Below are 13,085 nucleotides of genomic sequence, written 5' to 3'. Positions count from 1 at the left end.
CCCCGGAGGGGGCGCGGGCAGCGGCCCGCGGTCCGTCAGGGCGCCGTCAGCGGCGCGTACGCGTCGGTGCGGCGGTCGCGGTAGAACTGCCAGCGGTCGCGGACCTCGCGCAGCTTGGCCAGGTCGAGGTCGCGGACGACGAGTTCGGTCTCCTTGTCGCTCGCCACCTCCCCGACGAACTGGGCCTCCGGGTCCACGAAGTAGGAGGTCCCGTAGAAGTCGTTGGCGCCGAGTTCCTCGACGCCGACCCGGTTGATCGCGCCGACGAAGTACTCGTTGGCGACGGCCGCCGCCGGCTGCTCCAGCTGCCACAGGTAGGCGGACAGGCCGCGCGAGGTGGCCGACGGGTTGAAGACGATCTCGGCACCGGCCAGGCCCAGGGCTCGCCAGCCCTCCGGGAAGTGGCGGTCGTAGCAGATGTACACGCCGACCTTGCCGACGGCGGTGTCGAAGACCGGCCAGCCGGCGTTCCCGGGGCGGAAGTAGAACTTCTCCCAGAAGCCCTTGACCTGCGGGATGTGGTGCTTGCGGTACTTGCCGAGGTACGAGCCGTCCGCGTCGATCACGGCCGCGGTGTTGTAGAGGACGCCCGGCTGCTCCTCCTCGTACACCGGCAGCACGAGGACGATGCCGTGTTCCCGGGCGAGCGCCTGGAAGCGCCGGACCACCGGCCCGTCGGGAACCCGCTCGGCGTACTCGTAGAAGGCCGGGTCCTGCACCTGGCAGAAGTACGGCCCGTAGAACAGCTCCTGGAAGCACAGGATGCCGGCGCCCTGGGCGGCCGCGTCGCGCACCGCCTGCTCGTGCACCCGGATCATCGACTCCTTGTCGCCGGTCCACGCGGTCTGGAAGAGGGCGGCACGGATCACTCGGCTCATCGGGACCTCCACTCGCTCTGTGTGCTGGGGCGGGCGCCGGTCGTGCCGTCGTCCGCACCTGGAGCGTAGGAAGTCCACGGGGCCGCTCGGAGGTGCACGGTGTCACGTCCGCGGGGGTGGCGCGTACCACCGTGTCACGTTGTCGCCGGCCCATGTTTCACCGCCGTTTTCGCAGGTCGTCGCATGTTTCACTCCTGTTGCGCGGGCGGGCGGGCCGGCGCGTGGTCATCCCTGTTGGGCGTCGTGCGCGAGGAGCGCGATGTGCACGGACGCGGCCTGCTCGAAGTCGTCGAGGTCGACCCCGAGCCGGGTCTGTATCGCCTCCAGCCGGCGGTACAGCGCGGGCCGGGAGACGTGGTGGAGCTGTGCGGTGCGGGACTTGTTGCGGCCGGTGGCGAGATAGGTGCGCAGGACGGCGAGCAGGTCGTCGCCGGCCGCGCACAGCAGCCCGTCCAGCTCGCGTTCGGCGAAGGACTGCACGTGCGGGTCGTCCCGCAGCAGCCGGACCAGGCCGCGCAGCCGGACGTCCTTGAGGCGGACGACGGGCGGGAGGCCGAGGGCGGCCGGGGCGTCGGCGACGGCGTCCGCGACGTGCTGCGCCTCGCGCAGCCCGGCGGGCACGTCGTCCCAGGCGGTCCGCGCGGCGGCCGCGGCGACGACGGGGCGGTCCTCGTCCGCCTCGGCGCGCAGCCGGGCCGCGAAGTGCGCGGCGAGCGCCTCGGCGTCCTGGTCGCGGGCGAGGCTGAGCAGGACGGCGGTGGCCCCGCCGGCGAGCGCGGCGACCAGGCCGGGCAGTCCCAGCAGCCGCAGGACGCGGTCGAGCCGGGCGGGCTCGGCGTCGCGCACGGCCAGCGGGACGAAGGTGCGCCGGTTGACGGGAAGGCCGGCGGCCCGTGCGCGGGGCAGCAGTTGCCGGGCGGGTACGACGCCGGAGACCAGGTCGGTGAAGAGTCCCTGGGCGGACTGCTCCTCCCAGGTGCGGGCGGCGGTGCCGCCGAGCATGCGGTGCAGGACGAGGGCCTCGGCGGCCCGGTCGGCGAGCAGCCGTCCGCCCGCGGCGGGGCCGCGGTGGCCGCACAGGGTGATCTGTCCCCAGCGTTCGCCGCGGCCGCCCAGTTCGGCGCGGATCCAGCCGTCGCCCTCGCTGCCGCCGGCCTGCCGGGCGATGCGTTCCCAGTCGCGCAGCACGTCGTCGACGGCCGGGCGCTCCCCCGCGGTGGCCAGCACCCGGTGGGCGAGGTTGGTGACGACGACGGGGCAGCCGCTGTGCCGGGCGACCTCGTCGAGCAGGCGTTGCAGCGGGGCGCCGGCGGTGATGAGCCCGGTCAGCGCGGTCCGTACGGCCTCGGAGAGGCTGACGGCGGCGAACTTGCGCCGTACCAGCCGGGACTGGACCTCCTCCGTCAGCTCGGCGAACGGGAACGGCCGGTGCAGGACGACCATGGGCAGCCCGCACCGCTCGGCCGTGCGCCGCATCACGTCCGGCGGTGCGGGGAAGGCCCGCCCGAGGCCCAGGACGACGGCGGCGGCCTCCGCGCGGTGCAGGGAGCGGACGTACTCGGCCTGTCTGTCCTCGTCGCCGGCGAGCAGCACCCCGGTGGTGAGCACCATCTCGCCGCCGCTGAGCATCACGCCGACGTCGGCGGCCTCGGCGACGTGCACCCAGCGCACGGGCCGGTCGAGCTGGGCGGCGCCGGCCACGACCTCGGGCTCGCCGGCCAGCACGCGTTCCAGGGCGAGGACCTGACGGACCGACAGGGCGGGTTCCAGGGCCTCCGCGGGCCCCCGGTACTCCCAGGTGCTGGTCATGGCGTTGTTCCCTTGCTCGCGGTGGTGCTGCTGCGTGCTCCTCAGTGCCGCGTGCTCCTCAGTGCCGTGCTCCTCAGTGCCGCGTGCTCCTCAGTGCCGTGCTCCTCAGTGCCGCGTGCTCCTCAGCGCGCCGTCGAGGATCGCGGCGCCCTCCTCGGCCTCCGCGACGGTCAGGGACAGCGGCGGTGCGATGCGCAGGGCGCTGGTGCTGTGGCCGCCGCCCTTGCCGATCAGCAGGCCGTCCGCGCGGGCCGCGTCCAGGACGGCGGCCGCCCGGTCCGGGTCGGCCTCGTCGGTGCCGGGCCGGACGAGCTCGACGCCGATCATCAGTCCGCGCCCGCGTACCTCCCGTACGCCCGGGTCGTGCGCGGTGACGGCCCGCAGCCGTTCGACGAGCAGTCCGCCGACCCGCCGGGCGTTGCCCTGGAGGTCGTGCTCCAGCAGGTATGCGAGGTTGGCGAGGGCGGCCGCCATGGTGATCTGGGTGCCGCCGAAGGTCGAGATGCTGTTGGCGTCCAGACAGTTCATGATCTCGGCGCGGGCGATGACACCGCCGACGGACATGCCGTTGCCGATGCCCTTGGCGAAGGTGACGATGTCCGGCGGGCCGTTGCGGCCGTGCGCCTGCCAGCCCCAGAAGTGGTCGCCGGTGCGGCCCCAGCCGGTCTGCACCTCGTCGGCGATCCAGAGGATCCCGCGCTCGTGCAGCACCTCGCGGAACGCCGCGTAGAGGCCGTCCGGCGGCGAGGTGAAGCCGCCGACGCCCTGGATCGGCTCGGCGATCAGCGCGGCGGGCGGCCGGGTGTGGCCGAGGAGGTCCTTCAGGTCCTCGACGCACGCCGCGATGAACGCGCGGTCGTCGAGCGCGGCGTAGGGGCCGCGGGTGCGCACGCCGCCGTGGACGTACAGCGTCTGGAGGGGGGACAGGGAGGTCGGGGACCAGCCGCGGTTGCCGGTGATGCCGACCGCGCTGAAGGAGCGGCCGTGGTAGCTGTTGCGCATCGCGAGCACGGTGTTGCTGCGCCGGTACGCCGTCGCCAGCAGCAGGGCCGTGTCGTTGGCCTCGGTGCCGGAGGTGGTGAAGAAGACGCGGGCGTCGGGGACGGCGCTCACCCGGGCGACGCGTTCGGCGAGTTCCACCATCGGCCGGTTGAGGTAGAGCGTGGACGAGTGGACGATCCGCCCGGCCTGCTCGCTGATGGCCTTCGTCACCTCGGGCAGCGCGTGGGCGGTCATCGTGGTGAGGATGCCGCCGAAGAAGTCCAGGTACCGGGTGCCCTGCGCGTCCCAGACGTGCCGGCCCTCGCCGTGGGTGATCTCCAGCGGTTCGTCGTAGTAGAGGGCGAGCCAGTCCGGGAGGACCCTGCGGTGGCGGGCGTACAGGTCGTCGCTCACGGCCGCACCAGCCCCTCGTAGGCGTCGGGGCGCCGGTCGCGGTAGAAGGCCCATGTCTGCCGCACCTGCTCGACCAGGTCGAAGTCGAGGTCGCGGACGACGAGTTCCTCGTCCTTGTCACCGGCCGGCTCGCCGACGAACTGTCCGCGCGGGTCGACGAAGTAGGAGGTCCCGTAGAAGTCGTTGTCGCCGTACTCCTCCACCCCGACCCGGTTGATGGCGGCGACGAAGTACTCGTTGGCGACGGCGGCCGCGGGCTGCTCCAGCCGCCACAGGTGGGCGGAGAGGCCGCGGTGGGTCGCCGACGGGTTGTACACCAACTGGGCTCCGTTGAGGCCGAGTTGCCGCCAGCCCTCGGGGAAGTGGCGGTCGTAGCAGATGTAGACGCCGACTTTGCCGACGGCGGTGTCGAAGACGGGCCAGCCCAGGTTGCCCGGCTTGAAGTAGTACTTCTCCCAGAAGCCCTTGACCTGCGGGATGTGGTGCTTGCGGTACTTGCCGAGGTACGAGCCGTCGGCGTCGATCACGGCCGCGGTGTTGTAGTAGAAGCCGGACTGCTCGATCTCGAAGACGGGGGCGACGATCACCATGCCCGTCTCGCGGGCCAGGTCCCGCATGCGCCGGACGGTCGGCCCGTCGGGGACCGGCTCGGCCCAGCGGTAGTGCTCCGGTTCCTGGACCTGGCAGAAGTAGGGGGCGTTGAACACCTCCTGGAATCCGATGATCCTCGCGCCCTGCCGGGCCGCCTCACGGGCGTGCTCCTCGTGTTTCGCCACCATGGACTCGGTGTCGCCGGTCCAGGTGGCCTGGACCAGGGCGGCACGGACGACGTTGGCCATGAGCTGCTCCTTCGACGGGGAACGCCAGAGCCTCTACGCCCGTAGACGAGGGCCGTAGAGGGACGAACGTAAGCCTCCCGGACCGGCTTGCCAAGACCATCGTCGTCAACCCGCGGAGTCGATCGCGTTTCACACTCCGGTGGGTGAGCCGCGGCCGTACGGCGTACCCGGCGGGCGCCGGTCAGGCCGTGAGGCCGGCGACCCGCAGGGCGTGCGCCAGGTACCGGTGCCGTTCGTCCGAGACGCCCCGGGCGGCCTCCAGCAGGAGCGGGACGAGGACCTGCGGGTCCGGGGCGGCGCTGCGGGCCGCCTCCTCCGGGGTGCGCACCCGGACGTAGGCGTCGAGCAGCGCCCGTGCCGCCGGGTGGCGGCCCTGCGCGAGCAGTCCGCGGACGGCCTCCCCGATCTCGTCGGCCGGCCGGACGACGCCCTGCCGCAGGATCTGCTCCCCGTCGGCCGTGCGCCCCGCCTCGGCCAGGGCGTCCGCGGCGGCGACCAGCCGGTCGGCGGGCAGCGAGGCGGCCTCCCACAGCAGGGTCGTCCAGTCGGCGTCGAGCCCCGCGCGGCGCAGATCGGCGGCGAGCAGCGGGAGACGGGCGGCGGGCCCGTACGCGAGCTCCGCGAGCAGCGCGTGGGCCTCTCCGCTGCGGCCCTCGGCGCGCAGCCGCACCAGCCGGGCCACCGCCTCGGCGCTCTCCCGCCGCGCCACCGCGTCCCTCGGCTCGGCCCACGCCTCACCCCCCGGCTCGGGCCGCTCCGCCACCGCCTCTGCGGCCCCCGCGAAGCGGGCACCGCGCGGGACGCGGCGCCCGGCGGACGCGGACACGGCCGAGGCGGACGCGGCCGAGGGTGAGGCGGACGAGAGTGAGGCGGACGGGGACGCGGAGGACGCGGTCGTGGACAGCGCGTGCTCGGCGGCGGGCGGTACGACGACGGGGGCGGCGGTCTCCTCCTCCACCAGGCCGGCGAAGCGGGCACTGCCCCGCCTGCGCTTGCGCTGCTTGGGGGTGGGGGCGGGACCGGGGGCGGGGACGGTGGGGAGCGGGGCGGCCTGGTCGGGGGCGGGGGCGGATGCGGGTGCGGGTGCGGCGGAGGCGGTCGGGTCGTTGGGGTCAGCGGATGCCGTGGCGGTCGGGCGGTCGGCGTGAGCGAACGCCGAGGCGGTCGGGGCATCGGTGTACGTGGACGCTCCGGCGCTCGGGGCATCGGCGTACGTGGACGCCATGGCGCTCGGCGCGTCGGCGTACGTGGACGCCATGGCGCTCGGCGCGTCGGCGTACGTGGACGCCCCGGCGCTCGGGGCGGGGTCGTCGGCGGTCCGCCGCGTCGGGTGCGGTGTCCGTGTCCGCCCGTCCTGCGCGCGCCGGTCGGCCTCCGCGATCCGGTACCGCAGTTCGGCGCAGCGGGCGGTGGCCCGGTCGTGGTCGTCGTGGGCCCAGGCGAGGTCGAGGCGGAGGGCGTCGACCTCGTCGCGGTCGGCCGCGGCGGCCAGCAGGCGGCCCAGTTCGGCCTGGCGCTCGACCGCGTGGCGCTGTTCGCGGAGCATGCCGTCGAGCCGGGCTTCGAGGGCGGCGCGGCCGCCGGGCCGGTCGTCATGGGCGACCAGGGCGGCGAGGTGCAGGGGCCGGGCCCGCTCCGCGTCCTGGGCGGCGGCCGGTGTGCCGTACTCCGCGGCCAGGTCCTGGAGCAGTGCCTCCACGACGTCCCACGGCGGCACCTCGTGTCCGTCGAGACAGGCCCGCATGCCGTCGGGGTCGCGCTGCCAGAACACCGCGCACCAGCCGGCGCCCTGGTCCAGACGGGCCAGGAGGCCGTCCAGGTAGTCCGCGAACTCCCGCACCCGGTCCGGGAGCAGATCCGTAGCCATCGCCCGCCTCCCGCGCGACCGGAACATCACGGTCCGTAGAAAACACCAGTTGTGTTACAACGCGGCTACGGGGAGTTTTCCAAGGTGACGCGAGAGGGCGGGACGCCCCTCCCCCGCCGCCTCACACCCCCAGCAGCGCGCACCGCTCCGCCAGCTCGTCCATGGACAGCCCGAGGGCCCGGGCCAGGGCGGCGACCGTAAAGAAGGCCGGGGTCGGGGCCCGGCCGGTCTCGATCTTGCGGAGGGTCTCGGCGGAGATGCCGGCGATCGCCGCGATCTCGGTCATGCTGCGACCGCCTCGGGCCTCGCGGAGGAGGCCGCCGAGCCGCTCGCCGCGTTCACGCTCTTCGGGGGTCAACGGGGTACGCACCATGCCGTCATTCTAATACCGGTACAGTAATTGGCAGGACGGGCCGGGTGTCCGCGTGCCGATCGTCCACGCATCCGGACCACCGCCGGACCACCGCCGGACCACCGGACCGCCCGTCACGACGTGCTGCCCACCAGCGACCGTGACAAGGTGGACACGGTGTCCCCACCCGCCTCGCAGGGTTAGCACCGCACGGCAGGGGCACCCGTCGCACCGGCAGTGCAGTCGATGGAACGGAACGCCATGACCAGCGGCTTCACCAGCCCGGAGGGCTACAACGACCCCTTCGGTGAATTCCTGGCCCGCTTCTTCGGCGGGCCCCGCCCCGGTCCCCGCCAGATCAACATCGGCCAGCTCCTCAGCCAGCCGGCCAGGGACCTGGTCCGCGGCGCGGCGCAGTACGCCGCCGAGCACGGCAGCCGCGATCTGGACACCGAGCACCTGCTGCGCGCGGCCCTCGTGACGGAGCCGACGCGCACGCTGCTGAGCCGGGCCGGCGCCGACCCCGACTCCCTCGCGACGGAGATCGACGAGCGGTCGGGCCCGGCCCAGCACCCGCCGGGCGAGTCGCCGGCGCTCACCTCGCTGTCCCTGACCCCGGCCGCCAAGCGCGCCCTGCTGGACGCCCACGACCTGGCCCGGTCGCGCGGCGCGGGCCACATCGGCCCGGAGCACGTGCTGAGCGCCCTCGCGGCGAACCCGGACTCCGCGGCCGGCCACATCCTCAACGCGGCCCGCTTCGCGCCCTCGGGCGGTGCGACGGAGGCCCCGGAGGCGCCGCAGGACCGGACGGAGCGGCCCCGGCCCACCGGCACGCCCACGCTGGACAAGTACGGGCGTGACCTCACCGACCTGGCCCGCGAGGGCCGCATCGATCCGGTGATCGGACGCGACGACGAGATCGAGCAGACCATCGAGGTGCTCTCCCGGCGCGGCAAGAACAACCCGGTGCTGATCGGCGACGCGGGCGTCGGCAAGACCGCCGTCGTGGAGGGGCTCGCCCAGCGCATCGCGGACGGCGACGTGCCGGACGTCCTCACCGCGCGCCGGGTCGTCGCCCTGGACCTCACCGGCGTGGTCGCCGGCACCCGTTACCGGGGCGACTTCGAGGAACGCCTGAACACCATCGTCGACGAGATCCGCACCCACTCCGACCGGCTGATCGTCTTCATCGACGAGCTGCACACCGTCGTCGGCGCCGGCGGAGGCGGCGAGGGCGGCTCCCTGGACGCGGGCAACATCCTCAAGCCCCCGCTGGCCCGCGGCGAGCTGCACATCGTGGGCGCGACGACGCTGGAGGAGTTCCGGCGGATCGAGAAGGACGCGGCGCTGGCCCGCCGCTTCCAGCCCATCCTGGTGCCCGAGCCGTCGGTGCCGGACACGCTCGAGATCCTGCGCGGGCTGCGGGACCGCTACGAGGCCCACCACCAGGTCCGCTACACCGACGAGGCGCTGGTGGCGGCCGTGGAGCTGTCCGACCGGTACCTCACCGACCGGCGGCTGCCGGACAAGGCCATCGACCTGATCGACCAGGCCGGCGCCCGGGTCCGCCTCGGCGCCCGGACGAAGGGCACGGACGTGCGCGCCATGGAGCGCGAGGTCGAGCAGCTCGCCCGGGACAAGGACCAGGCGGTCGCGGACGAGCAGTACGAGCAGGCCACCCAACTGCGGGACCGGATCGTCGAGCTGCGGCGGCGGATCGAGGACGCGGCCGGAGGCGGCGAGGCGGACGAGGGACTGGACCTGGAGGTCACCGCCGAGGCCGTCGCCGAGGTGGTGTCCCGGCAGACCGGCATCCCCGTCGCCAGCCTCACCCAGGAGGAGAAGGAGCGGCTGCTGGGTCTGCAGGCGCATCTGCACGAGCGGGTCATCGGCCAGGAGCAGGCCGTTCGGGTCGTCTCCGACGCGGTGATGCGCTCCCGCGCCGGTCTCGCGAGCCCGGACCGGCCGATCGGCAGCTTCCTCTTCCTCGGCCCGACCGGCGTCGGCAAGACGGAGCTGGCCCGCGCCCTCGCCGAGGCGCTGTTCGGCAGCGAGGAGCGCATGGTGCGCCTCGACATGAGCGAGTACCAGGAGCGGCACACCGTCAGCCGGCTGGTCGGCGCCCCGCCCGGCTACGTCGGCCACGAGGAGGCCGGCCAGCTCACCGAGGTCGTGCGCCGGCACCCGTACTCGCTGCTGCTGCTCGACGAGGTGGAGAAGGCGCACCCGGACGTCTTCAACATCCTGCTCCAGGTGCTCGACGACGGCCGGCTCACCGACTCCCAGGGCCGCACGGTCGACTTCGCCAACACGGTCATCGTGATGACCAGCAACCTGGGGTCGGAGGTGATCACCCGGCGCGGTGCCGGCATCGGTTTCGGGTCGGGCGGCACGGACGCCGACGAGGAGGCGCGGCGGGAGCAGATCCTGCGGCCGCTGCGCGAGCACTTCCGGCCGGAGTTCCTCAACCGCATCGACGAGATCGTCGTCTTCCGTCAGCTGACCGCAGAGCAGCTGAGGCAGATCACCGATCTGCTGCTGGAGCAGACCCGCCGGCTGCTGCGCGCGCAGGGCATCACGGTCGAATTCACGGACGCGGCCGTCGACTGGCTCGCCGAGCGCGGCTACCAGCCGGAGTACGGGGCGCGTCCGCTGCGCCGCACCATCCAGCGCGAGGTCGACAACGAGCTGTCCCGGCTGCTGCTCGACGGGCGGGTGCGGGAGGGCGACCGGGTGAGCGTGGACGTCGAGGACGGACGGCTGGCGTTCGGCACCCCGCCGCCGCCCGTCCCCACGACGGACGTCCCCACGACGGACGTCCCCACGACGGACGTCCCCACGACGGACGTCCCCACGACGGAAGTGCCGCCGCCGGAGCTGTGAGGCGGGACGCGCTATGGGGCGGGGCGCACCACCTGCGCCGAGCCGCCGCCGCGCCGTACCGTCTCGGCGGCCGCCAGCCACCTGCCGTCCGGCAGCCGCTGCACGCCGGTGGCCGCGCCGATCTCGGCGTTGAGCCGGAAGGAGTGCCCGAGCGCTTCGAGGGCCTTCGCCGTCCCGCTCCCGTACAGGCCCGGTTCGAGTTCGGTCTGGGCCGCGTTGCGCTGGCTGGCGCGGGGCGCGGCGATGGCGTCGACGAGCGGCAGGTCCCGGTCGAGGAACCCGGTGAGGGTCTGCAGCACGGTGGTGATGATGGTCGCGCCGCCCGGCGAGCCGAGCGCCACCACCGGCTTGTCGTTCCGGTCGAGGACGATCGTCGGTGAGATCGACGACCGCGGCCGCTTGCCCGGGCCGGGCAGGTTCGGGTCGTGGACGGCCGGGTTGGCCGGGGCGAAGGAGAAGTCCGTCAGCTCGTTGTTGAGGAGGAAACCGCGCCCGGGGACGGTGATGCCGCTGCCGCCGGTCTGCTCGATGGTCAGGGTGTAGGCGACGACGTTCCCCCACTTGTCGGCCACCGTCAGATGGGTGGTGTTCTCACCCTCGTACGTCGTCGGCACGGCCGTCCCGCCGGTGGCGCAGGCCGCCGGGTCGCGCGGGTCGCCGGGCGCGACCGGGCTGGTGAGGACCGCGTCGTCGCGGATCAGGCACGCCCGCGAGTCGGCGTAGCGCTGCGACAGCAGTTCCTCGGTGGGGACGTCCTCGAAGGCGGGGTCGCCGAGCCAGCGCCCGCGGTCGGCGAACGCGATGCGGCTGGCCTCGATGAAGCGGTGCAGGTACTGGGTCTCGCTCGCCTTCGACAGGTCCGTCCGCTCCAGGATGTTGAGCGCCTCGCCGACGGTCGTGCCGCCGGAGGAGGAGGGCGCGATGGAGTAGACGCCGAGGCCGCGGTAGGTGGTCCGGGTGGGCGCCTGGAGCTTGGCGCGGTAGGCGGCGAGGTCCTTCTCCGACAGCGCGCCGGGGCGGGCGTTCCAGCCGGAGGCCGGGTCGACCGGCGGGTGGTTGACCGTGTCGACGATGTCGTCGGCGATGTCCCCCCGGTACAGGGCGCGCACGCCCTTCCGCGCCAGCTCCGCGTACGTGCGGGCGAGGTCGGGGTTCTTGAACGTCGAGCCGACGACCGGGAGCCGGCCGCTGGGCAGGAAGAGTTCGGCGGTGTCCGGGAAGTAGCGGAAGCGGGTCTCGTTGGCGGCGGTCTGGGTGCGGAAGGTGTCGTCGACGGTGAAGCCGTCGCGGGCGAGGCGCTCGGCGGGCTTCAGCACCGTGCCGAGTTCCCTGCTGCCCCACTTGTCGAGGGCGGTCGCCCAGGTGGCGGGCGTGCCCGGGGTGCCGACGCCGAGGCCGCTGCTGACGGCGTCGGCGAAGGCGAGGGGCTTGCCGTTCTCCAGGAAGAGGTCGGCGCCGGCGGTGAGCGGGGCGGTCTCACGGCCGTCGATCGTGTGCACCGTGCGGGACTTGGCGTCGTAGTAGACGAAGTAGCCGCCTCCGCCGATGCCCGCGGAGTACGGCTCGGTGACACCGAGGGCGGCGGCGGTGGCGACGGCCGCGTCGACGGCGTTGCCGCCCTTGCGCAGCACCTCGATACCGGCCGCGGAGGCGTCCGCGTCGACGCTGGCGACGGCGCCGCCGGAGCCGACGGCGACCGGGGTCTTCTCAACCGGTCTGTCCGGTGCGGTCGGTGGGGCCGTGGCTCCCACCGACACGACGGCGGCCGAGACCGCCAGGACCGACAGCTTCCGCGCGACAGGGCGACGCATCCGTACCTCCAGTCCGGGTCCGTCCGCGCAGCCTATGCCACCCACCGACGCCCCGTCAGGAGCGCGTGGGAGCGCGTGTCGAACACGGGTTTGCGTTCGCCCGCTAGCATGCGCGCCCATGAATGACGACGTGCGCAACATCGTCCTGGGTGTCGTCGCGGCCGGTATCAGTGCCGCGCTCGGCTGGGTGGCCCGTACCTACCTGTGGAAGCGGAAGCTGCGGCGCAAGCAGGCGTTCTTCGGGCTGCCGGACAACTCGGAGTCGCTGCTGGTCGTCAACCGGGACGCGGGCGGACCCGAGTTGACAGTGACGCGTTACGACGTGTTCGCGCTGCTCGAACTGTCCGCACTCGTCAAGGACTGCAACGCGCACGCGCAGGTCATCGCCCACGACGCCGCCCGGCAGGGTTTCGGCGAACGCACCGAGTTCTGTGTGGGCGGCCCGGCCTCCAACCGCCGGATGATGGCCCACCTCGCCTCGCTGCTGCCCGGTATCCGCGTCAACGTGGACGCCGAACCCGGGCCCGACCGGGGGGCGTTCCAGATCGGCAGCGAGCGCTACCGGATGGAGCCTGGCCGCGCCGAGTACGTGATCCTGGCACGGCTGACCGCCGGGGAGCGGCGCGGGACACGGCCGGTGTTCCTGTTCTGCGGGCAGCGCTCGATCAACAACCAGGCCGCGACGCGCTACCTCGCCCGCCACCACGAGCGGCTGCACCGCAAACACGGCGACAGCACCTTCGTGCTGCTGCTGAAGGTCGTCAACTCGCAGGCGTACGGCCCGGACGTGGTCGAGCTGGTCTCGGACGTGACGCGGGCGGCCCAGGCTCCGCTGCCGGCGCAGGCGACCGCCGCGCGGACCTCACACCGGGCGTCCTGAGTCCGGTTTCCCGCTTCACCGGTTCGCCGGTCCGCCGGTCGTCGGCCCGTACTGCCGGTGCCCTCGAGCACGACCCGTCCGGCGCGCGGCTGACCTTCTCCCCGCCGGAACGCCCCGTGGCATCGGGTCGTTCCCCTGCGCGAGCAGTGATCTCCGGCCGCGCGGCCGGACGGATGGAGCTCTGTGGACCACCGCCCCCGCGGCCGAAGGGCCGTGGGAGCTCCCACCCGGCGCCGGCACCCCCGCCGCGGCGGCGGCCGAGGTGAGCGCCCTGCACATCCCCGGTGCGGTGCGGCGCGTGTCCGACCGCGAGGATGAACGGACCATGCTAGCCGAGGTTCCGCGCGAGGGAACGGCCGGCGAACGGGGAC

At 73.8% G+C, this 13,085-nt stretch carries 9 protein-coding genes; 2 read left to right on the top strand and 7 right to left on the bottom strand.

Annotated elements, in window-relative coordinates:
• Nucleotides 1-35 precede the first annotated feature (35 nt).
• From ACFV9M_RS14135 to ACFV9M_RS14110, 6 genes are all read right to left on the bottom strand, one after another.
• On the bottom strand, nt 36-878 hold the full coding sequence (locus ACFV9M_RS14135; RefSeq protein ID WP_385066159.1) for a nitrilase-related carbon-nitrogen hydrolase: 843 nt from the start codon (nt 876-878) through the stop codon (nt 36-38).
• Nucleotides 879-1,103: 225 nt separating this feature from the next.
• The gene (locus ACFV9M_RS14130) at nt 1,104-2,687 is read right to left on the bottom strand and encodes a PucR family transcriptional regulator (RefSeq protein WP_385066163.1); all 1,584 of its coding nucleotides are present in this window, start codon (nt 2,685-2,687) and stop codon (nt 1,104-1,106) included.
• A gap of 105 nt (nt 2,688-2,792) precedes the next feature.
• On the bottom strand, nt 2,793-4,082 hold the full coding sequence (locus ACFV9M_RS14125; RefSeq protein WP_385066166.1) for an aspartate aminotransferase family protein: 1,290 nt from the start codon (nt 4,080-4,082) through the stop codon (nt 2,793-2,795).
• Nucleotides 4,079-4,921, bottom strand: coding sequence for a nitrilase-related carbon-nitrogen hydrolase (locus ACFV9M_RS14120; RefSeq protein ID WP_385066169.1), 843 nt, complete (start codon nt 4,919-4,921; stop codon nt 4,079-4,081). The genes ACFV9M_RS14125 and ACFV9M_RS14120 overlap by 4 nt, the downstream gene beginning before the upstream one ends.
• 181 nt (nt 4,922-5,102) lie before the next feature.
• Entirely contained in the window at nt 5,103-6,788 is a 1,686-nt protein-coding gene (locus tag ACFV9M_RS14115; protein WP_385066171.1) for a hypothetical protein, read from the bottom strand.
• Nucleotides 6,789-6,909: 121 nt separating this feature from the next.
• The gene (locus tag ACFV9M_RS14110; protein ID WP_385066173.1) at nt 6,910-7,161 is read right to left on the bottom strand and encodes a helix-turn-helix domain-containing protein; all 252 of its coding nucleotides are present in this window, start codon (nt 7,159-7,161) and stop codon (nt 6,910-6,912) included.
• A gap of 240 nt (nt 7,162-7,401) precedes the next feature.
• On the opposite strand from ACFV9M_RS14110, the gene ACFV9M_RS14105 reads away from it, so the two are divergent.
• Nucleotides 7,402-10,023, top strand: coding sequence for an ATP-dependent Clp protease ATP-binding subunit (locus ACFV9M_RS14105; protein WP_385066175.1), 2,622 nt, complete (start codon nt 7,402-7,404; stop codon nt 10,021-10,023).
• Between the two features lie 11 nt (nt 10,024-10,034).
• Here ACFV9M_RS14105 and ggt read toward each other — a convergent pair whose 3' ends face one another.
• Nucleotides 10,035-11,834: a gamma-glutamyltransferase gene (gene ggt, locus ACFV9M_RS14100; RefSeq protein ID WP_385066178.1), complete on the bottom strand. Its 1,800-nt coding sequence runs from the start codon at nt 11,832-11,834 to the stop codon at nt 10,035-10,037.
• A gap of 118 nt (nt 11,835-11,952) precedes the next feature.
• On the opposite strand from ggt, the gene ACFV9M_RS14095 reads away from it, so the two are divergent.
• A complete protein-coding gene (locus ACFV9M_RS14095; protein ID WP_385066180.1) occupies nt 11,953-12,714 on the top strand; it encodes a hypothetical protein in 762 nt (253 codons plus the stop codon).
• Nucleotides 12,715-13,085: the final 371 nt, after the last annotated feature.

The organism is Streptomyces sp. NPDC059895, from assembly GCF_042731035.1.
GTDB lineage: Bacteria > Actinomycetota > Actinomycetes > Streptomycetales > Streptomycetaceae > Streptomyces.
The sequence above is the reverse complement of the archived record's forward strand: the minus strand, read 5'-3'. Positions and strand labels throughout refer to the sequence as shown.

Bases quoted from the DNA above. Each gene is read 5' to 3' on its own strand.
- ACFV9M_RS14135 (WP_385066159.1), bottom strand. From the start codon at position 878: ATGAGCCGAGTGATCCGTGCCGCCCTCTTCCAGACCGCGTGGACCGGC.
- ACFV9M_RS14130 (WP_385066163.1), bottom strand. From the start codon at position 2,687: ATGACCAGCACCTGGGAGTACCGGGGGCCCGCGGAGGCCCTGGAACCC.
- ACFV9M_RS14120 (WP_385066169.1), bottom strand. From the start codon at position 4,921: ATGGCCAACGTCGTCCGTGCCGCCCTGGTCCAGGCCACCTGGACCGGC.
- ACFV9M_RS14115 (WP_385066171.1), bottom strand. From the start codon at position 6,788: ATGGCTACGGATCTGCTCCCGGACCGGGTGCGGGAGTTCGCGGACTAC.
- ACFV9M_RS14110 (WP_385066173.1), bottom strand. From the start codon at position 7,161: ATGGTGCGTACCCCGTTGACCCCCGAAGAGCGTGAACGCGGCGAGCGG.
- ACFV9M_RS14105 (WP_385066175.1), top strand. From the start codon at position 7,402: ATGACCAGCGGCTTCACCAGCCCGGAGGGCTACAACGACCCCTTCGGT.
- ggt (WP_385066178.1), bottom strand. From the start codon at position 11,834: ATGCGTCGCCCTGTCGCGCGGAAGCTGTCGGTCCTGGCGGTCTCGGCC.
- ACFV9M_RS14095 (WP_385066180.1), top strand. From the start codon at position 11,953: ATGAATGACGACGTGCGCAACATCGTCCTGGGTGTCGTCGCGGCCGGT.